Origin of the sequence: Aquimarina muelleri DSM 19832, from assembly GCF_000430665.1 — a bacterium.
GTDB classification, from domain to species: domain Bacteria; phylum Bacteroidota; class Bacteroidia; order Flavobacteriales; family Flavobacteriaceae; genus Aquimarina; species Aquimarina muelleri.
This window is the reverse complement of sequence record NZ_AUML01000016.1, coordinates 44,779-65,395: the sequence shown is the minus strand read 5'-3', so window position 1 is coordinate 65,395 and position 20,617 is coordinate 44,779. Positions and strand designations below refer to the sequence as shown.

Genomic DNA, 20,617 nt, shown 5'->3' with positions numbered 1-20,617 from the left:
AGAACAAAAATTAATATATAGAAAAATGTGGATAAACATAGGATCTATCAAGTACACCAAAAAATTCTTACTAATAACTTTTATAGCGCTAAGTTTTTCATGTTCAGATGCAAAAACAAAAGGGAAATCGAGTACGGTAAAACAAACAGAAAACAGAGCAACCATATTATCGGATTTTATTCAACAAAAAATAACGAATAATCTATATATTTTAAAATCAATTAATTATAATACTAATGTTGGTGTTTTTATAGGTGCTAAAGAAGTGCTTTTAATCGACCCTATGACAGGGATAAATAATCATCAACAATTACTGAAAGCGATAAAAAACCTTTCTGAAAAACCTATTAAATATATAATCAATACACATAGCCACGGAGATCATAGTGGAGCAAATTCTTTTTTTATAGAATTAGGAGCAACACTAATTTCTCATGAAAATGTTAAATATTCAAAAGCAAAATATAATATAACATTTAAGAATAGCTATGCCTTAGATATGGGAAACGAGAAAATAGAACTTTACCATAATATAGCACACACTTTTGATGATGTATTGATTTACTTTAAAAAGAACAATGCTATATTTATGGGGGATACCTATATGACGAATTCTTTTCCGCATTTTTACTATGGTGGCGGTAGTAAAGGTCATTTAAGAATTATTGATAAAGCATTGTCACTAGGAAATGTAAATACAGCTATAATCCCCGCTCATGGGGAACTATTATCTAATAAAAAGAAATTGAATACGTATAGAGATAATACTGTAAAATGGATGGTTAGAATAAAGGAACTTCATGATGTAGGAAAAACAATTAAGGAAATTGCTAATGATGAGCAAATTGAAGAATTAAGTTTGATTTTTAATGATGGGAATAGGGTATCGAATCAGACATTATTACAGACAATTAACAAAACAGTTTCAGTAGATTTATTCAATAGTATAGACATTTCTTTAAATATCCTTAAAGGTTATGAAGGTTTTTATGAATATAAGAATGGGCAGATTGACGAAATTATTTTTCAGAACAGCAAATTACTTTTACGAAGTGAAGGGCTTTATATATACGAAATTGCTCCTATTTCGAAAACGAAATTTCATATAAAAGGGCAGATTAATAAGCATGTAATTTTTGATAACACCAATCAAAAGTTTATATTTTTTAATGGAAAAGAAAACTTAGAAGCTATAAGAAAACAATAGAACAGGGTTTACTTCTTCATTGCGATCAGCAATCGATATGCTTTATCTTTATAAGCCCCGTTATATTGTATAATTTCTTTGAGCAGAGTTTTAGCTTTTTCAGACTTATCTAATTTTAAGTAGGTTAAAGATAAGTACCATTGTGCAATTTCATAGTATTTACCTTTATTGGTAATATTTTTAAACTCTTTAACGGCTTTTTCTTCTTGATTTGTATTTAAATAGCTATTTCCCAGATATATTTGTAAAGCTTCATGTTCTTTTAGGCGAGGGTGTTTTTCTAATAGATGAACTACAGAGTCATAAGAGCCGCTGGTGTAATGTTTAACGATTTCTTTTGTTTTTTTATTAGTTTCTCCACGAATTATATCTTCGGTGGGATAAGGTTTATAATATTCGCTGTATAAGTCTAAACCCTGAGTTTGATTTTTGGTATACATAGTATGCCAAAATAAAGACCCGACACCTAATAATATAACTATAGAGGCGGCAACCTTAAATACAGTAAATCTATTGGTTAGTCTAGTATTAGTAGTATCTTCCTGTTTTATTTTATTACTAATTCGTATTAGTTTTTCTTTAAAAGCCAGAGTATCCTGATCAGCAAGAGTGGTGTGCATGATCCTGTGTTTTTCAACCTCTTCTTGTAACTCTATATTAATAGCCATTTCTTGTTCAAAAATAATGGCATCTTCTTGGGATAAGGAGTTACTGAGATATGCTTCTATTTTGTCAAATATTTCTGGGGTTCTTTCCATACAATTATTCTTTTTCAGGGTTACTTTGTAACTCTGGATAAGCGGGATCTTTTTCTATCATTTCTATTAAATGTCGTTTACATTCAAATTTTTTCTTTCGGGTATACGCATCAGAATACCCTGTGACTTTTGCAATTTCCTTCATGTTCATTCCTTGAAAAACCAAGCAAAGTACCTCTCGGCAGGTATCACTTAGTTTTAAAAAATGTTTACGATATATATGTTCCTGTTCTTTACATTCTAAATCTTTAAAAACAGTAGGGTTTATAATTTCAATATCTTCAGGTAAATATTCTGTAATTACTAGTTTTTTATTTTTTCTTACTTTGTTTCTCCAAATATTTTTACATACCCCATAAAAATAAGTACGAATTGACGAATGTATTTCCAGAGAATCTGTTTTTAATCTTTGATAAATAAAAATCATTGCGTCTTGAAAAACATCCTCTACATCCTCTTCATTACCAGAGTTTTGTAGTATATACTTTCGTATATAGGGCAGATTTTTTTTATAAAACGCGGTTATGATGACTTCATCTCCTGCAACGATACCTTCCAAAATTTTTTGCTCTTCGGTAGTACTACTCATAGGTTTATGTTCTATAGCTGAGAATTGTTACCTTTTAAAGGAAAATTAACGAAATGTAAAAGTAACAATTTTAGTTTCTATGCTATTAACCTTAAAGAGAAATCATTAATAAAAACTTTATTTTTATAATAGATTTGTACAAATACGGGGGATCGATTCATAGTGACTATATATCGCGAGCAGAAGTTCTCGAAAGTTACCTCTAGAGCACCTCAGGGTTCGTAGTGGTTATATATCGTGTGAGGCACTTGAAGCTCAGAAAATACAATAGAAAAATAAAAAAATAAGAAAAGAATACACATGAGAATACCGATACTATTACATAAAATGCCTGTATACTTTACGAGGTGTTTAATTTTTTTGTGTACCATTTTTGGATATAGCCAAAAGGCAACCGATACTATTGCTGCAACCCAATATTTTACAAAAGGAGATTCTCTTTTAGTACATGCAGAGTATACACAATCTGTAGCACTTTTTAAAAAAGCAGTATTCATTTATCAAAAAGCAAAAGCTTGGGAAAGAGTAGCAAGATGTTATAATAAAATAGCAGAAAGCTATATCCTAGATTCTAAATATGAAGAATCCTTAAAGAATGCTAATAAGGCATTAGAGATTAGTACAACCTACTTAAGCAGAAATAAAACAGAAAAAGCGTATACATATTACAATTTAGGGAAATACCATGCTTTAAAACATTCAGATTATAAAAATGCTTTAGGCTTTTTTCAAAAAACACTACAAATTCGATTAGCAACTTTACCAAAAAACAACCCTCATATTGCAGGAGCGTATAGTAATCTTAGTTGGGTGTATCAATTAATGGGAGAGTATGATAAAGCTTTGAAGTACCAGAAAAGAGCTCTTGATATAAAAATTAAAGTTTTTGGTGAAAATCATCATAGTATTGCTACTTCATATTATATTATTGGTACTACTTATTTTTATTTGCAAGAATATGATATAGCATTACATTTTTATAATAAATCATTAAATATTCGAAAAAGAGTATTGGATAGTGATCATATAGATATGGGCAATACTTTATTAAGTATAGGTCTAACATATGATAAAAATGAAGAATACGATAAAGCATTAAATTATTTTAACAAATCATTAAACATTCGAAAAAATATATATAATACTAACAATGAAAAAGTAGCAATATGCAACCGAGTTATAGGCAATATATATCGAAAAAAAGGAGAATATGAAAAAGCTCTTCCTTATTTGGAGAAATTTTTATCTGTAATGATCCATTTATACGGGAGAAATGACCATAATGTAGTTTCTGCTCTTAACTTAATAGGAATTTGTTATAAACAAAAAGGAGAACATGAAAAAGCGATGGTCTATTATAATAAAGCAGTTGCTATTAGAACTAATTTATCCAAACAGAATAAGAAAAAATGTTACTCAGTTTATAATAATATTGGAGTTATATACAAACATAAAGGGGAATATGATAGAGCCTTAAAATATTATAAAAAAGCATTGTATAATAATATTGAAAAATTTGGAGAAGACTACATTCATACCGCTCTTAATTATAATAATATAGGTAATATATACCGATTAAAAGGAAATTTTGAGGAATCGTTAGTATATTATAAAAAAGCTTTAGATATACGAACAAGGCTATTTGATCAAAACAATTCTGAGATAGCAGATACGTATAATGATATAGGAGAGATGTATCATGCTAAAAAGCAATACGATTCTGCATTATATTATTATGATAAATCTTTAAAGATTAGAACTTACGTATTTGGAGAGTACCATCCAGATATTGCAAGTTCGTATGAAAACCTAGCAAATACGTATTTTAAAAAAGAAGACCATACTGCAGCAACTAAAAATCACCAAAAATCATTAGAAATACGACGTAGCATATTTGGAGAACACCACCCCAAAGTAGCCCTTACCTATACTCATATAGCAAACGTATACGTTGCGCAAAAAAACGTTGCCAAAGGTCTGGAGTATTATCAAAAAGCAATACAGTCTAATTATATCCCAAAAGATACCATTGTTACAAACAAACTGGATATAGAGCAATATCGGGATCCAAATATCTTGTTAACTACCCTAAAAGATCAGGCAACAGCGTATATGTATCGCTATCAGGAAAACAAGGAAGTACATAGTCTTGAAGATGCAGTTGCTACCTATCAAAAAGCAGATACCATAATTAATTATATTCGGCAAACGTATACCAATTATCAAGATAAAGTAGCTTTTTCTCAAAAAGTAAAAAAAGTATACCAAGGAGCAATAAAAGGACAAATTTTACAGTATGCTTTACAAAAAGATCCTAAATATTTGGAACAAGCTTTTTATTTTGCTGAGAAAAGCAAGGCGAATACATTACAAGAGATCTTAACAGAATCTAATGCTAAAAAATTTACAGGATTACCTGCAGATCTGGTAGATTTAGAAAAACAGTTGCGTATCGATAGATCCTTTTATCAATCCAAAATTACAGAGGAGCGTACCGAGATCAAGACAGATTCTTCAAAAATTAATAATTATGAAAACCAGCTTTTTACTATTGCTAGGCAACAAGATTCGATAACAGAAGTGTTAGAAAAAGAGTATCCAAAATACTACAAGTTAAAGCATCAAAAAAATAGCAGTAGTGTTGGAGATATGCAAGGTGATTTAGGAGAGCGTACTACTTTGCTAGAATTTTTTACAACAGATAGTATCACCTATGCATTTACGATATCCAAAAATAAGAATACTGTACACGAGTTAAAAACACCAGATCTTAATACTGCTGTAGAAAAACTACGAGAGGCAATTATCAATCAAGAGATAAGCGAATATAAAAAGGTAGGACATAGTTTGTATACCCAACTCATTGCTCCTGTAATAGATCAGTGTACAGGGGATCAACTTATTATTATACCCGATGGATCTTTATGGCATCTTAATTTTGAGTTGTTGCTTACCAAAAACGATGTTTCTAACGATCCTGCAAAGTTATCTTATCTGCTTAAAGATTTTGCGATATCGTATGCGAATTCGGCAAACGTATTATTTTCAAAAAACAATAAAAACATATCTTCAAAAACGGAACAGGAGTGTTTGGCATTTTCATTTTCAGATAGTGTGCAAGCCACCAAGACCAATACGATGCGTCTTTCAGCATTAAGAAATGCAGGAGAGGATTTGCCTGGTACACGTAAAGAAATCAAAGCAATATCGTCTATTATCGATGGACAGTATTATTTTGGAGCGGAGGCAGTAGAAAAAAACTTTAAGAAAAAAGCAAATGCATATTCAATATTACACCTTGCTTTGCATGGTGAAGTAGATAATGAACGACCAGAGAACTCTAAATTATATTTTACGAAAAGTACCGATACTATGGAAGATAATATGCTATACAGTCACGAGTTATTTGCATTGGATATCCCAGCAGAGCTTACGGTGCTTAGTGCATGTAATACAGGCGCAGGTAAAATTGCCAGGGGTGAAGGGATTATGAGTTTGGGTACTGCTTTTCAATACGCAGGTACCAAAAGTTTAGTACTAACCAGTTGGGAAGTGTCTGATCAGACTACTCCAGAGATTATGCAATATTTTTACACCAATTTAAAATCGGGAATGAATAAAGCAAAAGCATTACAGCAAGCAAAATTACAATATCTAGCTACAGCAAATATAAACCGAACGCAACCTTTTTATTGGGGAGGGTTTTATTTGATTGGTGATGTAGCACCAATTCCTTTTAGCAATAACACATTTTTGTATTGGGTTCTGGGATTAGGAATATTGGGTATTATAATTTTGATTTTGTTTTGGTATCGCAAAAAAAGTAAAAAACCAGATACATACTAAATAATTAAATTCATTGAATATCATGATGTAACTTTATCTTTGTAATATTGATATAATTCTTGAGAGGAAGCTCCCATCCATCTACGCATATGAATATTTAAAAAATGATATTGTAAACGCCATACACCAACCTCGTTATAGCGCCGTGCAGAAGTAATCACATTTTTTGGGATAATTACAAATTTATCTATTGCAAAAAGGCGATCTACCAGATCATTATCTTCATAAACGATATAAGATTCGTCGTACCCGTCGATTTTTTTAAAAAGAGAGGTAGTAATAAACTGGCTTTGGTCTCCTCCTCGGCATCGTTTACTTTTAAATTGGGTTAACCAACCTAAAAAATGCAACCACCAGTGACTAGAATCAAATTTCATTCTAAAACAGCCCGCTTCATTACCTTTTAGTACTTCATCGATGATATAGGTATCAAAACTTTGCGGAGGAAAAGAATCTGCATGCAAAAAATATAAAATATCTCCCATTGCAACAGCCGCGCCAGCATTTAATTGCTTAGCGCGACCTTTATTAGAAGAAATAATACGAATCGGAATTTTTTTACCCTTCGAAAAAGCAGTAACTATATCTATAGAGCCGTCTATACTACCACCGTCTACAATAACAATTTCTTCTATGTTTTTTGTAGAATGAAGTGATTTAATTAAATGAGTAATCAGAGTATTAATAGTTTCTGCTTCATTTAAAATTGGGATAACGATAGATATTTTCAATTCTATATAAAATTCTATTAGACAACAATAACTGGTATAAATTTACTCATTTAAGCTCCAATCATATTCTTTATATCCTTTTTTTGATTGGTTATCTATTTTTACGGTAGCATACCGATTGATAAAATCTTTAACATCACCACCATTTACCTTAAAGTCTTTTTTGTACCAAGTAAAAATTTTAGAGACGCTTACTTTATCTTTGGTAATTGTATTTCTGGTAGGATCGTTTATAAATTTTTTGGTTTGTGTATCTAATGCATTATTAAGGTTGTCTGCGGTGTAAGCTCGGTTCCAAACTACAGGACAAGAAAAAGAAGCACAGTTAATAGCAAAGTGAATTCTTGGATCTCCAAATTTTCTTAGGATTTTGTGTTCTAATTCTCCCAAACTATACCATTCTCCATCTATCTTGAAGAATTTTTTGCCCCAAGGATCCTCCAGATCTTTAATGCTTTTAATAGGATAACTATCAATAACAAGCTTAATAGTATATGCATTATATGCATTGATCCAGTAGGCTAATTTTTCTTCTCGAGTCCAACTTTCTTTTGGGGTATTTTCAGAAAGTTGTGTAAAATAGGTATACAATTGCGAGCTGTCTCTCATAAAACCATTATAATCTACTTTTCCATCTTCAGATACATTTAATAAAAGGGCTTGGTCCCATACATTATGATCAAAATTGTTTTGTGCTATTATGGGGTTAAAAAATAAGGCACATGCTATTACTATAAATTTAGGGGCTATCATTTTATAATTTTTTTTAAAATATTTGTAATACGATTTACGAATAAAAATCTCGCATATAATCGCATTCTTTTTCTACTATATTTTCTTCATAAAATGAAACAATAGCTATGGCTATTCTTTAATTTGATTCATCAATCTAGCGAAAAACCTTTGCAATTATTTATACGCAATTCTCATCCGTAAATCGTATAAATTATTGTGTGGTTTTTTCTTACGGTAAGCGATTATTTTTTATTCTCATTATTAGTAGTAGGTTGATATATAAACTTACAGGTAAAACATGATTTTTTTATAGTAAAAAGCAAAAAAGAAGCCAAAAACAAAAATTAGTTTTTGACTTCCTGGGTTTATAAATAGTTAGCCACCCTTTTTTTAACAGCATCCGCCTCCATCATAATGGTAGGTAGATTCGCTGATAAATAGATCATTTCTGCCCAAGCTTGCTAATGCGCCAGCAGTTTTATCGCATATTGCGATTGGTTGGTTTTTAAGTAGGATATGTCCTTTTTTATCATCAAAATAATCCTGATCCCCATAGTATATAGCAGCTTTACCAGTAAATATACAAGGGCCATCTGCGGGTATAGGGTCTTTAATTGCAGCAACTTCTATAGATTCTATATAAATAAGCTCGTTAGTATCATAATTATTAGGATCCAGAATTCTATATGGTTTTCGGGCTCTTATTTCTATGGTTCCAAAACCAACATCGGTTAATGCTTTTACATATTCGGAGATTGGCAAACTACCACTTAGGCAGAGTGCTCTTAAGCGCTCGTCGTTACGTAAATTATCGTTCATTGGTTGCTCACAAGTTGGATCACTCATTACTAATCTACCATGTGGTTTTAGTACCCGATACATTTCTTCAATTGCTTTTCGCAGGTCTTCGGCTTTAAAAATATTGAATAAACAGTTTTGCGCTGCTACGTCTATACTATTATCGTCTACAGGCAGATGTAGGGCGTCTCCATATCTTAGATCCACAAATTCACTTTTAAACCAATCATTTTGTTCTTCGGCTTCTTTAAAATTTTTGCGAGAAGCTTCTAGCATTTCCTTAACTACATCGACTCCAATAACACCACTTTTTTGACGAGAAAAATAGGCGAATTGTAGCAATTCCATTCCGCCACCAACACCTACATATAAAATTTTAGGAGTATTGGTTAAATCACGAGCATTAACTGTACTACCACACCCATAATTCATTTCTTGCATGATTTTAGGTATTTTAAGACCGGGTAGCTCCCAAATAGGATTTGTAGTACAACACAAACCCACATCTGGGGTTAATGCAGCTTCTTTATAGACATCGTGAGTGGTATCTAAATAGCTCATAAATTATAAGGATTTAATCAATTCTTTAAATAATAAAATCATGTTTGGTTCTGCTTTTTCTGCCATTGCTATGATCTCACTAATATTAACAGGGTTTAGATTATCTGGATCACACTCATCGGTTAGTACAGATACAGCAGCAACAGGTAACTCTAAATGGTTAGCTACAATTACCTCGGGCACTGTGCTCATTCCTACAGCATCAGCTCCTATGATTTTAAGATATCGATATTCTGCACGGGTTTCTAATTGTGGTCCTACTACAGAGGCATATACTCCTTTATGAAGGGTGATATTATTATTTTTTGCAATGGACTCGAGCGTAGAGTTAATAGCTGAATGATAAGGTGCGCTCATATCTGTAAAACGGCTTCCTAGTTTTTCTACACCTTTAAAAGCCAAAGGAGAGCCTCCTTGTAAATTAATATGATCATCTATAAGCATTAACTCTCCTTTTTTAAAATTTAAGTTAATTGCTCCAGATGCATTAGAAACCAATAATGTTTTAATGCCCAGTTTTTCCATGATTCGAACAGGGTAGGTTACATCTTGCAGGGTATATCCTTCATACAGATGAAAACGTCCTTGCATAATAATAACATTTTTACCTTCTAGTTTTCCGTATATTAATTTCCCCTTATGAAACTCTACCGTTGCGGTCGGAAAATTAGGAATGTGATTATAGCTTACTTCATTAATAATTTCGATTTCATCAATCAATTGTCCTAATCCTGTTCCTAGTATGATTCCTACTTCAGGGTTTTCGAATCCTCTTTTTTGAAGGAATTCGGTAGTTTCTTCGATAAATTTGGTCATGATTTATGGTATTGGTCTATAAATTTCTGAAAAACAGCAATGTCTTTAATATCTTCATAATAATCAATATCATTGCGCTCTTCTAATACTTTTAGGTTTTTTTCTTTAATATCTTTTAAGGTGTCTTCAAGAACAGTTTCTGTTCCCCAGGCTTTATTTTTAAATACTTGTGAATTTAAGGATTTCATTCCAAACAAATAGTATCCTCCGTCTTCTGCAGGACCAATAACATACTCATGGGTATCTAGAGCAAGAAATGCATTTTCAATATCTTTTTGGCTAAGATCATACATATCACTGCCTATAATAATGATGTTTTCATATCCTTGTTCAAACCCTTTTAGAAAAGCATATTCCATTCTTTGTCCTAAATCATCTCCGTATTGTTTTTTTTTAGAGTAAATATGGGGATTCCATAAGTCATTGTCTCTAATTTTTACAGAATAATGGACTTCCTTTTTAACATCTAAATTTTTGGTTATCGCAACCGTGTGTTGTAGTAAAAATGTATAAATTTTTAATGCGGCTTCTTCCCCAATAGTAGCTGCTAATCGAGTTTTACATTTGCCAAGTTCTGGATTTCGGGTAAATATTAAGAGGAGGTTTTTTTCTTTCAATTCGTATATATTTTTATTCCTTTACGTAACCAAATACTCCATTCTTTGGAGTATGTATGTACTTCTTCGGTTACTTCGTTTTTAGGGTTTATTACAGAATAATTTTGGTTTTTCCATTCAAAAATACCACCGTATAAGTTATAAACTTTGGTATATCCAGCTTTTTTAAGTTTTTCTGAAACATCTTCAGATCGAATTCCTAAACTACAATACACAACAATAGTAGAATCTTTGGGAATGTTTTGTTTTAAAACAGAATCGATCTTAAAATCGATATACCCAACATGAATAGCATCTTGTAAATGACTTATTTGGTATTCTTTTTTTTCTCTGGCATCTAAAATAAGTACAGTATCCTTAATTTTTTGTAATTCTGAAACAGAAATGTATGGTATACTATGAGTATTATATTTTTTTAAAAGATCCTCTAATGAATTTTGACCACTTGCAGTAGTAATATAAAGTAATGTAATGAGAAGGGTAAAAATTTTCATCCAGATTCTATAATTAGTTAAGCAACGGTTCCTTGGCAACTACTTCCTGCACCAGCAGTACAACCATAACAATGTTGCGAGATAATAATGTCTCGGTTTTGAAGTAACTCTTCGTTATACTCGCTTATGTGCTTTACTTTACTGGCTACTTTGAGATCTAGCATTTGGTTAAAATCACAATCATACAACCAACCATCCCAGCTTACAGATATGGTATTGGTACACATTACATTTGCTACTGCCGATGGATTGTATGCCTCTACAAGGGCATACATATAATCTTCATAATTTTCGGAAGCAATTAAGTAATCTAAAAATCGACTAATAGGCAAATTAGTAATAGCAAAAAGATGATGAAATTGAATATTAAAATCTTCGAGTAGTGCTTTTTTAAAATCTTTTTCCATAGCCACCTGATCCCCTGGTAAAAATGCTCCAGAAGGGTTGTATACCAAATCGAGTCTTAAATCACTATCAGGCATACCATATCCTCGATCATTAAGTTCTTGTAGTGCTTTTATAGATGCATCAAAAACACCATCACCCCTTTGTTTATCTGTTTTTCCTCTGGTCCAGTGTGGCATAGAGGAAATCACATGCACATTATGTTCTTTAAAGAAATCAGGAAGATCGTAATACTTTTTGTTAGCTCTTATTATAGTTAGATTACTACGAACGATAAAATCTTTAATTCCAGCTTTACTAGCTTCTTCTACAAACCATCTAAAATTCGGGTTCATTTCTGGCGCTCCACCTGTTAAATCCAGAGTGTGTGCTCCTGTTTTTTTAATAACCTCCAGACATTGTAACATAGTTTCTTTTGTCATAATCTCTTTACGATCGGGGCCAGCATCAACATGGCAATGTTCACAAACTTGATTGCACATATATCCAACATTGATTTGAAGGATTTCTAATGTATTAGGACGTAAAGGCGAGTGTCCTATTTCTGCAATTTTATCTGCAAATTTAGGAAGTTCGCCATTAGCAAAGATTCCATTATTTAAAATCTCTAACTGCCTGTTTACATTTGCTAATTGGTTGTTTCGTTTATGTAAAGATTGTTTTGTTTCTGGCATCTTCTTTTCTTGGGTTATCTAATTAATCTGAAAAGAAATTAATTTTTTCTTTTCGATACATTTCAATTTGTTTTAGGTCGAGAAATGTGAGTGACTTTATGTACAAAAAACTACGTTGTACGATTACATCGAAAGTTTTTCGTATTTATTCATCATTTGTACACCATGTACTAAAGTAGCACCACTTTCTATAGCAGCACCAACATGCACAGCTTCCATCATTTCTTCTTTTGTGATTCCTTTTTGCAGCCCGTCTTTGGTATAAGCATCAATACAGTAAGGGCATTTTACTACATGCGAAACGGCTAAGGCGATTAATGATTTCTCTCTTGCGCTTAGAGCGCCTTCTTCAAAAACTTTACCATAATAGTCAAAGAATTTAGTACCTAATTCTTCACTCCATTCTGTTATTTTTCCAAATTTCCTTAAATCCGCAGGGTCATAGTATGTTTTTGACATATTTTTTTTTTTGAGTTACAGACATATTTTATATATGTCGTGAATAGTATACAAATACTTACATTATAAATTACTTATTCCTTAATAAAAGGATTAAAAATTTAAAGATAGGTAAGATAAAAAACCCGTATTAATAAACGAATTATTTTTTTACTAAAAATATAGGGGTAACGTTATAAACTAATAATACAAGTAATACTACATTAAGAAAAAAGCTTAATTTAGGCTCAAATTCCTTTAAGATAGTATTGGAATTTGAAAAAATTGAGGTTATGAGGAGAAAAGTCACACTAAAACAACTTGCAAGAGAATTAAATTTATCTATTTCTACAGTTTCTAAATCTTTAAAAAACGATTCAGAGATTAGCCAAAAAACAATTACCCGAGTACACGAACTAGCAGCTTTTTATAATTATAAACCAAATGCGTTAGCAGTAAGCTTAAAAAATAATAAGACTAAAACGATAGGGATTATCCTACCCGAGATTTTAAATCACTTTTTTGCGAAAGTATTATTTGGAATAGAAAAAGAAGCTTCAAAAAGCGGGTATAAGATTGTGACTTGTATAACCAACGAATCTTATGATAAAGAGGTAGGGTATGTAGAGATGCTAAACTATAGTAGTGTAGATGGTTTTATTGTAGCTTTAAGTAGAGAAACCCAGATGATCAATAAACTAGATCATTTTCAAGTTTTAAAAAGAGATCACGTGCCTATCGTTTTATTTGATAGGGTTAGTGATGAAATTGATTGTGATAAAGTTATTGTAGATGATAAAGAGGCTTCTAAAAATGCATTTGAGTATTTGTTGCAAACAGGATGTAAAAAAATAGCAATAATTACCACGATTAGTAACTTGAGTGTAGCAAAACTAAGATTTGAAGGAGCAAGAGAGGCTGCCGCAAAAAATAATCAAGTTTCAAAAATAGAACTATCGGTTAAAGATTCGGATAACTTTGAGGCAGAAATAGAAAAGTTTATTAAAAATAATGATATAGATGGAGTTCTTGGTTTAGACGAAACCGCTGCGGCTATAAGTATAAATATGTCGCATAAGTTAGGATACAAGATTCCTGAAGATATTTCTGTAGTAGGGTTTACAGATGGGCTATTGTCCAGACATACCTATCCAAAACTTACTACAGTCTCTCAACATGCAGAGGATTTAGGAGCAAAGACAGTTCAAATTTTGGTAAACCAATTAGATAATCCAGACGAAAATTATAAAGCAAAAACAGAAGTTATAAAAACATCTTTAATCATAAGAGAATCTACTAATTAACACGTGTTTTGTTCCAAATAAATTATATATCCTATACATACTTTTAAGTGATATACTACAATTATCCTTGTTGCCATTTGGGTTTTGTTGTATAAAATATCGAGAAAGTTACAACTACCTAATACCTGTTATATGAATAAAAATGAGCTTGCTACTACGAAAAAGGATAGTATGCGTTTTTCGGTTTTGGATAGAGATGTTCAATTGGATAAAGCTGTCGAAAAAAAATTCGATCTGGTAGTTATAGGAGGAGGAGTTACTGGTGCGGGAATTGCTTTGGATGCATCTTCGAGAGGGTTAAAAGTCTGTCTTATAGAAAAAAATGATTTTGCATCGGGAACGAGTAACAAATCTACAAAACTTATTCATGGCGGACTTCGATATCTTAAACAAATGGAAATAGGTTTGGTAAAAGAATCCGGAAGTGAGAGAGCTTTAGTTCATAAACTAGCGCCACATCTTGTAGTACCCGAAAAAATGTTATTACCATTAATTGAAGGTGGAACATACGGTAAAATTATGGCATCTATTGGTTTGAAAGTCTATGATTTTTTGGCTAATGTAGAAGGAGAGGATAAAAGAAAAATGCTTTCTGCGCAAGAGACTATAGATAAAGAGCCTTTGCTTAATAAACAAGGACTTACAGGAGGAGGTTATTATGCAGAGTATAGAACAGACGATGCTCGGCTTACTATAGAATTATTAAAAAAAGCAGCTTCTTTTGGTGCAAATAGTATAAATTATTGCGAAATGATTTCTTTTAATTACGATCTGGATGGTAAAATCAAAAGCTTGCAATGCCTGGATCATAACACCAACAAAAGTTTTATTATTAGGGCTAGAAATTATGTTTCGGCAACAGGACCATGGGTGGATCTTTTAAGAAAAAAAGACCATTCTGTTAACAACAAACATTTGCGCTTAACCAAAGGCGTGCATCTCGTTTTTTCCAGAGAACGGTTTCCACTCACCCAATCTGTTTATTTTGATGTGCCGGGCGGAAGAATGATTTTTGCAATACCGAGAGGCAGAGCAACCTATGTAGGAACCACAGATACAGATTATAATGCTAATTTAAACAGGGTAGTAGCTTTGCAAAAAGATGCAGAGTATTTGCTTACTGCGGTAAATCACATGTTTACAGGGTTAAACCTTACGCAAAAAGATATAGAGTCTAATTGGGCAGGATTACGCCCTCTTATTCATGAAGATGGTAAAAACCCATCAGAACTATCTAGAAAAGATGAAATTTTTGTATCAAAATCAGGACTCATTTCTATTGCAGGAGGTAAACTTACTGGATATCGTAAAATGGCACAAAGAACATTAGATGCGGTAATTAAAACAATGAGTGATAAAAGAAAAGATACATTTTCTAAACCCTATACCGAAAAAATACCATTAACCAGTGCTCCATTACAAAATACGAAAGCTGTAAAAACATATTTAGATCAAATAACCAAAACACTTAAAGAACTAGGGGTAGAAGATCCGTATTGTGGTTGGTATTTAACCTCCACTTATGGTAAACAGTCAGATATTATTATTCATAAAATGAATAGTTTTTTAGATACAGAAATCACAGACCGATTAATTAGGGCAGAACTATGGTATTGTGTGTATTATGAAATGACTAATGGTATTGCTGATTTTTTTGTAAGAAGAACCGGAAGATTGTATTTTGATATACAAAGTGTATATAGATATAGAGCATTAGTACAAAAAGATTTGGTTGCGTATTTGGGTTGGGACAAAACACGTTTGCAATCTGAAAATGATTATATGGATCTCCTAATTAAGGACGCTACTACATATTACCAAAAAGAAATAGATTAAACCCAGATTATCAATGTCGTTAAGTTAAGAATTTAAACTGTTGATTTATAATTTGTTAATGGTGGATTCCGTTCTTCAACGGAATGACAAAATAACCAAAACACAATGCTTTCTGCTTGTCATTCCAACGTAGGTTGGAATCCATGATGGAAGTAAAGCAGTATTTTGCTTTTACAGATGTTTAATCCTCAAAAAGATACAACTTAACTTAACGACATTGCCCAGATTATGTAATAGAAAATCTATTTCATCTGTGATCTACTGCAAACACTGTCGCCTTGCTTTGTTTTTCACTTTAACCATAGCGATGCTATGCTAAAAGTAAGAAAACAACAGTGTTCATTATATCTCAAAGCTTCATAACGAAGTTCTATTGCATAATCTGGATTAAAAACGACCTACAACCCCTATTTGACCTGCTCCTAATTTTAGATTCCAACGTATTGCATTCTTTTTATTACGATAAGTATAACGTTCTGTTTTCTTTAAATAATTATCTATCCCATCAACAATAACTATACTTATAGCAACCCCTAAAGCCACATCGGTAAGCCAATGCGCTCCTTCCCATAAACGGGATACAGGAGATACGAGCCCTACCGCATAGATACCTGCTTTTAGATAAGGGTTCTTAAATTGTTTACCTATTGCATAGGCAGTAGTAAACGAAAGAATAGTATGGCCAGAAGGAAAAGAATGGTAACCAGGCTCATCAGACCAAAAATGAAAACTTAAATTTTCTTCACCCATAGAGGGTCTTGCGCGACCTGCTAAAGTTTTACTTACCGTTTGGATCAGACCACCTGCAGTAGCAGAAGCAATAAGAAGTACTCCTGTTTTTCTGATTTTTTCATTTTTTGTCAATACCCCTATTGCATAAACACTGGCTGTTAATCCATAATTAAGAATAGGTTTACCAAAACGAAAACCAATTTCACGTATACCATTAGGAATATCTTTACTTTGATCTGTAAAATAGGTATTAGCAGGTTTATCTATAGTTAATAAAGCAGCCGTTCCTGCTATTACACCTCCAAAAGTAGCCCAATCTTTACCTTTCCATTTAAAAGGTTGCGTATAAGTATGTTTTATCCCTCCAAATATAGATGTCCCATCATGTTTAAGTAGTTGCCATACAGATTCTGGAGTTTGTGTGTCTAAAGAATCTATACTGTCTTCAGAGTTTTGAGAGTATACAGTAAAGGAAACGAAAACCAATAATAAAATAAAAATAATAGTGGGGTTGGTATGCATTGTAATAAAAATTAGCGATGCAAAAATACTAACTTATACAGGTAATGTTATTTTGTTAAGAGTTAAATTTCTTAAGATGTAGTAGGTTGTTGTAGAAATGTTGAGTTAAAGACTGTTTTCTTGTACAACTATAAACTATATAATTTTTTGTGAAAAAAATGTGTCTTTTTTGCTTTAAAAAAACTTATATCTGTTATATCTTTTAATTTAGCAGTAAAAATAGCACTTTTTGTAGAAGAACTTAGGTTTTCGATTAGCGATCATGAACAAACCTTGAGGTTCTCGAAGAATTAATTTGCAAAAAAATAGATTAAAAATATTGTCCAATGCCAAATACAAATCCATTGGTAGCATTTTCTGTAATCCCATGCCCATAATCGATTCTAAAAATAGCATTAAAAATACGTTTATGCATAAATCGCAGACCTACACCTGGGTATATTCTAAAATTTTGAGACTCCCCAAAGTCTCCAAAGTCTCCACCTGGATTGCGCCAGCTACCACCATCTACAAAAACATTACTTTGTAGTACAAACCAATCTTTTTCGTATATCGTATGCCTGTATTCTGTATTTAAAACAATAACTCCCGTACCTCTATCAATAGTATTTCCAACTCCTCTAATATTAAGGTTATTGTCTACTGCAAAAGGGGCAAAAGGAGAGTCATCATTAGTTGCCAGCCCTAATCGTAATCTGGACGCCCAGTTTCCTTTTTTACCAATCCTTTTGTAATACAAAAAATCATTCCACCCAATAATAAAATCTGGCAAAATATCTTCAGTACTAATTACATATTGCATATTAAATACACTTTTAAATCCAGACACATATTGATAATCATAATCCAAATTATCATATTCGTGTATTAGTTTGTACAATAGCTTATTTACATCAAAATCTAAAGGAACTCCATCTGCAGTAGCTCCTGTTTTGTAGGTATACTCTTCATTAAAATAATTAATCCCCAACTCTATACGGTTTTGAAGATTAAATTGATACAAGCCTAAAATCTCGTATGATGTATTGTTATATTTATAATCTGCTGTTCCATTTTCTAAAAAAACTGGCTCTTGAGTCGTAAGATTACTATAATTAAGTGCTATTCCAAGGTTTTTGCCAAACAAAAACGGGGCTCTTAGGTTTGCCCCATAAGAGCTGTAAATATCATTTTGATATATCGCTCCTAGGGTAATATTACGTCCCATTAAATTAAATTCATAAAGACCTAGTCTAAAAGCAAACTCATCATTATTTGTTGTATAAACATTAACCGAAGGGATTATGGTAAAATTTTCTTCTATTCCATAAACTACTTCATACCCTTCTTCCTTTGTATTTACTTGGTAATATGCATGTGCTATAGATGGTAACCTTTTTAATCTTTTGATATCTTTTTCGATTTGCAAGGAGTCCAGAGCATTTCCTTGCTTAATCGTAGTAAGTTTTAGTATAGAAGCTATTTTGGTTTTATTATTTCCTTGGATATGTATTTCAGAAATTACTTTATCCTGCCCAAAACTTATACATGTTATAAAAAAAACGATATAAAGTATACGATGAAAATTCATTTACTATTGGAATAAAATTCTTGAATCAATTTTTCTGACGGTTTATTTTGTATGGTAAACCTATTATTTTTTTCTCCTCCTACTTCCTCATGGTTATGATACCATTTCCATAGAAATCCTCCTGCAAACCAAGGTTCATTCCAAAATTCCTGATATAGCGCAGTTAATGCATTGCTCTGGGCTTCCAGATTAACATTTCTTTCGATACGGCTAGAATCCCAAGGTTCTTTACCTGTATAGTTTATACTTCGATACCCATACTCTGTAAACAATACTGGTATTTCTACTTCTGCCTGTAATGCCATAATATCTGTTTTATGTTTTTGCCAGCCTTTTTTAAGTTCTTCAATTGTTGGAGTATGTTTTTCAGAAACCGGAAAATAAGCATCTATACCTATATAATCCAATTGTTTCCAAAAAGGCACTTTATCATATTGATCCCAATTTTCGGCATAGGTTAGTTTGCCTTTGTAAACCGATTTTATTTTTACAATTAGATGCTCCCAGAACTCAGGTCTTTTTTGTACAAACGTGTGTAGCTCTGTAGCTATACATAATACAGGAACCTTCATCTCTTCTGCTAATTTTGCATATAACAGTATAAAATCCTCATAGGACTTCTCTAATGTTTGCCAATCTTTTTCAGATTTCATATCAATATTGCCAGTAAACTCTCCTTTCCAAACCCAAATCTGGGGCTTTAGCATTACTTTTATTCCTTTATCGTTTAACAACTCTATGGTTTTTTTAGCACCATCTCTTCGCTCTCCCCACCATTGTCTTTCTATATTAAAAACTACTGTTGGTGTTTCTAAGTTTTTTATAAATCCAAAAGGCATTACTGCTGCCCAATTTGCATTAACTTTTACTACCGGATCTATTTCTGTAGAAGTAATTTGTTGTGGAGAAGCTACAAAGCTTACTCCGTTAATTTTTTGGAGTTGCCCTGTACAATTAACAAAAACGGTACTTAACAGTAGTATCAAAAACTTTTTCATAACAATTTTTCAATTCATTTTACTACTGAAAAGTACAATTTTATATTTATACCATTTTATTTAAAATATAGCTCTAATCCCCAGACTAAAAGTTTGCCCTAATCCTTGAAAATTACTTCCTCGTACTATTTTACCAAAAGATGCTTCTATATTAAACACTTTTGTTAGTTGGTATTTTCCTCCCAAACCAACTTGTGTATAATTTTGAGAAAAATCATTCCCAAGATCTATTAAAAAAGCTTGTTGTGTATTCACAAAAACAGTAGATTTTGAAGAGGGAAAATAACTTAAAAAGGCACTTAGTGGTAAAAACAGACTATTATTTGCAAAACGTTCTCCAATATTAGAATCTGCAACATTAGCATCCACAGATTTTTCTCCGAAATTAAACCCTAAATCTGCTTCTGTAAAAATTTGCCATTTATCTCCTCCAAATGTTTTATCATAGAAAAATTTAGTTTCCCAAAAAAAGCTTCTCTTATCCAGATATGTTGCATTAGGCACATCTTCAAAAACAGGGATATAAAAAGAACTGGTAAAAGAAAAATTACTAATGTTTTTAAATGGCTGTACTCGTACAGATGGTGCAATGGTAGTTAATCCACTTCGTGCATCGGTAGTGTTATCTTTAAAATTTAACACTTCTAAGGCTCCTGCTCCTTCATATGTATTGGCTCTAACTTGAAAAATCAATCCTATATTTACTCTGGAGCTATTGCTTACTCCTGTATATATCTCTGTAGTATTAGTAAAAAAAGTTTGTCTGTCAATAGTATGGGATTTGGATTTAGCATCGGTTTGCTCGGTTTGCGTATAAATACTATTAAAAAATTTAATATCCCATTGCCCTTTTTTTAATAATTTAGATGGTGTGTACTCTTGGATATTGGATGTTTCTGAATCTTGTTCTTGAGAAAATCCTATCGACAGAGCAAAAAGGCTAATTATTAGTAGTGTTATTTTTTTTGTTTTCATTTATGTTATTT

Annotated in this window: 18 protein-coding genes; 4 read left to right on the top strand and 14 right to left on the bottom strand. The window is 32.0% G+C overall.

Annotated features, from left to right (window positions below; all coding sequences use genetic code 11):
- The first annotated feature begins 25 nt into the window (after window positions 1–25).
- A complete protein-coding gene (locus H527_RS0107960; protein WP_027412214.1) occupies window positions 26–1,207 on the top strand; it encodes an MBL fold metallo-hydrolase in 1,182 nt (393 codons plus the stop codon).
- Between the two features lie 8 nt (window positions 1,208–1,215).
- Here H527_RS0107960 and H527_RS0107955 read toward each other — a convergent pair whose 3' ends face one another.
- Together H527_RS0107955 and H527_RS0107950 are read right to left on the bottom strand one after the other, a co-directional pair.
- Complete coding sequence (locus H527_RS0107955) at window positions 1,216–1,965, bottom strand: tetratricopeptide repeat protein (protein ID WP_027412213.1); 750 nt, start codon at window positions 1,963–1,965, stop codon at window positions 1,216–1,218.
- A 4-nt stretch (window positions 1,966–1,969) separates the two neighbouring features.
- Window positions 1,970–2,554, bottom strand: coding sequence for an RNA polymerase sigma factor (locus tag H527_RS0107950; protein WP_027412212.1), 585 nt, complete (start codon window positions 2,552–2,554; stop codon window positions 1,970–1,972).
- Between the two features lie 300 nt (window positions 2,555–2,854).
- On the opposite strand from H527_RS0107950, the gene H527_RS0107945 reads away from it, so the two are divergent.
- Window positions 2,855–6,400 carry a CHAT domain-containing protein gene (locus H527_RS0107945; RefSeq protein WP_081414574.1) on the top strand — a complete coding sequence of 1,182 codons (3,546 nt, stop codon included), beginning with the start codon at window positions 2,855–2,857 and terminating at the stop codon, window positions 6,398–6,400.
- 20 nt (window positions 6,401–6,420) lie between these two features.
- Here H527_RS0107945 and H527_RS0107940 read toward each other — a convergent pair whose 3' ends face one another.
- The 8 genes from H527_RS0107940 to H527_RS0107905 form a co-directional block, all read right to left on the bottom strand.
- A complete protein-coding gene (locus H527_RS0107940) occupies window positions 6,421–7,131 on the bottom strand; it encodes a TIGR04283 family arsenosugar biosynthesis glycosyltransferase (RefSeq protein ID WP_308427903.1) in 711 nt (236 codons plus the stop codon).
- A gap of 42 nt (window positions 7,132–7,173) precedes the next feature.
- Window positions 7,174–7,884, bottom strand: a complete 711-nt coding sequence (locus H527_RS0107935) for a DUF547 domain-containing protein (protein ID WP_027412209.1) — start codon at window positions 7,882–7,884, stop codon at window positions 7,174–7,176.
- A gap of 372 nt (window positions 7,885–8,256) precedes the next feature.
- Window positions 8,257–9,225, bottom strand: a complete 969-nt coding sequence (gene arsM, locus H527_RS0107930) for an arsenosugar biosynthesis arsenite methyltransferase ArsM (RefSeq protein WP_027412208.1) — start codon at window positions 9,223–9,225, stop codon at window positions 8,257–8,259.
- A gap of 3 nt (window positions 9,226–9,228) precedes the next feature.
- Entirely contained in the window at window positions 9,229–10,041 is an 813-nt protein-coding gene (locus tag H527_RS0107925) for a purine-nucleoside phosphorylase (RefSeq protein ID WP_027412207.1), read from the bottom strand.
- Complete coding sequence (locus tag H527_RS0107920) at window positions 10,038–10,658, bottom strand: TIGR04282 family arsenosugar biosynthesis glycosyltransferase (RefSeq protein WP_155837830.1); 621 nt, start codon at window positions 10,656–10,658, stop codon at window positions 10,038–10,040. Before H527_RS0107920 ends, H527_RS0107925 begins: the two co-directional genes overlap by 4 nt.
- Window positions 10,655–11,152, bottom strand: coding sequence for a rhodanese-like domain-containing protein (locus tag H527_RS0107915; RefSeq protein ID WP_027412205.1), 498 nt, complete (start codon window positions 11,150–11,152; stop codon window positions 10,655–10,657). Before H527_RS0107915 ends, H527_RS0107920 begins: the two co-directional genes overlap by 4 nt.
- A 17-nt stretch (window positions 11,153–11,169) precedes the next feature.
- The gene (gene arsS / locus H527_RS0107910) at window positions 11,170–12,231 is read right to left on the bottom strand and encodes an arsenosugar biosynthesis radical SAM (seleno)protein ArsS (RefSeq protein ID WP_027412204.1); all 1,062 of its coding nucleotides are present in this window, start codon (window positions 12,229–12,231) and stop codon (window positions 11,170–11,172) included.
- Between the two features lie 123 nt (window positions 12,232–12,354).
- Window positions 12,355–12,690: an arsenosugar biosynthesis-associated peroxidase-like protein gene (locus H527_RS0107905; RefSeq protein ID WP_027412203.1), complete on the bottom strand. Its 336-nt coding sequence runs from the start codon at window positions 12,688–12,690 to the stop codon at window positions 12,355–12,357.
- A gap of 272 nt (window positions 12,691–12,962) precedes the next feature.
- Here H527_RS0107905 and H527_RS0107900 point away from each other — a divergent pair, with 272 nt between their 5' ends.
- On the top strand, window positions 12,963–13,973 hold the full coding sequence (locus H527_RS0107900; RefSeq protein ID WP_027412202.1) for a LacI family DNA-binding transcriptional regulator: 1,011 nt from the start codon (window positions 12,963–12,965) through the stop codon (window positions 13,971–13,973).
- A gap of 132 nt (window positions 13,974–14,105) precedes the next feature.
- Window positions 14,106–15,809, top strand: coding sequence for a glycerol-3-phosphate dehydrogenase/oxidase (locus tag H527_RS21665; protein WP_081414573.1), 1,704 nt, complete (start codon window positions 14,106–14,108; stop codon window positions 15,807–15,809).
- Window positions 15,810–16,196: 387 nt separating this feature from the next.
- On the opposite strand, the gene H527_RS0107890 is transcribed toward H527_RS21665, so the two are convergent.
- From H527_RS0107890 to H527_RS0107875, 4 genes are all read right to left on the bottom strand, one after another.
- The gene (locus H527_RS0107890; RefSeq protein WP_027412201.1) at window positions 16,197–17,063 is read right to left on the bottom strand and encodes a phosphatase PAP2 family protein; all 867 of its coding nucleotides are present in this window, start codon (window positions 17,061–17,063) and stop codon (window positions 16,197–16,199) included.
- A gap of 310 nt (window positions 17,064–17,373) precedes the next feature.
- A complete protein-coding gene (locus tag H527_RS0107885; protein WP_027412200.1) occupies window positions 17,374–18,633 on the bottom strand; it encodes a BamA/TamA family outer membrane protein in 1,260 nt (419 codons plus the stop codon).
- Entirely contained in the window at window positions 18,630–19,631 is a 1,002-nt protein-coding gene (locus H527_RS0107880) for a glycoside hydrolase family 113 (protein WP_027412199.1), read from the bottom strand. The genes H527_RS0107885 and H527_RS0107880 overlap by 4 nt, the downstream gene beginning before the upstream one ends.
- Before the next feature lie 60 nt (window positions 19,632–19,691).
- The gene (locus H527_RS0107875) at window positions 19,692–20,606 is read right to left on the bottom strand and encodes a hypothetical protein (RefSeq protein ID WP_027412198.1); all 915 of its coding nucleotides are present in this window, start codon (window positions 20,604–20,606) and stop codon (window positions 19,692–19,694) included.
- Between the last annotated feature and the right edge of the window lie 11 nt (window positions 20,607–20,617).

Excerpts from the sequence above, each read along its gene's own strand:
- H527_RS0107885 (WP_027412200.1), bottom strand. The coding sequence starts at position 18,633 with ATGAATTTTCATCGTATACTTTATATCGTTTTTTTTATAACATGTATA.
- H527_RS0107900 (WP_027412202.1), top strand. The coding sequence starts at position 12,963 with ATGAGGAGAAAAGTCACACTAAAACAACTTGCAAGAGAATTAAATTTA.
- H527_RS0107960 (WP_027412214.1), top strand. The coding sequence starts at position 26 with ATGTGGATAAACATAGGATCTATCAAGTACACCAAAAAATTCTTACTA.
- arsM (WP_027412208.1), bottom strand. The coding sequence starts at position 9,225 with ATGAGCTATTTAGATACCACTCACGATGTCTATAAAGAAGCTGCATTA.
- H527_RS0107945 (WP_081414574.1), top strand. The coding sequence starts at position 2,855 with ATGAGAATACCGATACTATTACATAAAATGCCTGTATACTTTACGAGG.
- H527_RS0107880 (WP_027412199.1), bottom strand. The coding sequence starts at position 19,631 with ATGAAAAAGTTTTTGATACTACTGTTAAGTACCGTTTTTGTTAATTGT.
- H527_RS0107925 (WP_027412207.1), bottom strand. The coding sequence starts at position 10,041 with ATGACCAAATTTATCGAAGAAACTACCGAATTCCTTCAAAAAAGAGGA.
- H527_RS0107905 (WP_027412203.1), bottom strand. The coding sequence starts at position 12,690 with ATGTCAAAAACATACTATGACCCTGCGGATTTAAGGAAATTTGGAAAA.
- H527_RS0107915 (WP_027412205.1), bottom strand. The coding sequence starts at position 11,152 with ATGAAAATTTTTACCCTTCTCATTACATTACTTTATATTACTACTGCA.
- arsS (WP_027412204.1), bottom strand. The coding sequence starts at position 12,231 with ATGCCAGAAACAAAACAATCTTTACATAAACGAAACAACCAATTAGCA.
- H527_RS0107935 (WP_027412209.1), bottom strand. The coding sequence starts at position 7,884 with ATGATAGCCCCTAAATTTATAGTAATAGCATGTGCCTTATTTTTTAAC.
- H527_RS21665 (WP_081414573.1), top strand. The coding sequence starts at position 14,106 with ATGAATAAAAATGAGCTTGCTACTACGAAAAAGGATAGTATGCGTTTT.
- H527_RS0107950 (WP_027412212.1), bottom strand. The coding sequence starts at position 2,554 with ATGAGTAGTACTACCGAAGAGCAAAAAATTTTGGAAGGTATCGTTGCA.
- H527_RS0107955 (WP_027412213.1), bottom strand. The coding sequence starts at position 1,965 with ATGGAAAGAACCCCAGAAATATTTGACAAAATAGAAGCATATCTCAGT.
- H527_RS0107875 (WP_027412198.1), bottom strand. The coding sequence starts at position 20,606 with ATGAAAACAAAAAAAATAACACTACTAATAATTAGCCTTTTTGCTCTG.
- H527_RS0107890 (WP_027412201.1), bottom strand. The coding sequence starts at position 17,063 with ATGCATACCAACCCCACTATTATTTTTATTTTATTATTGGTTTTCGTT.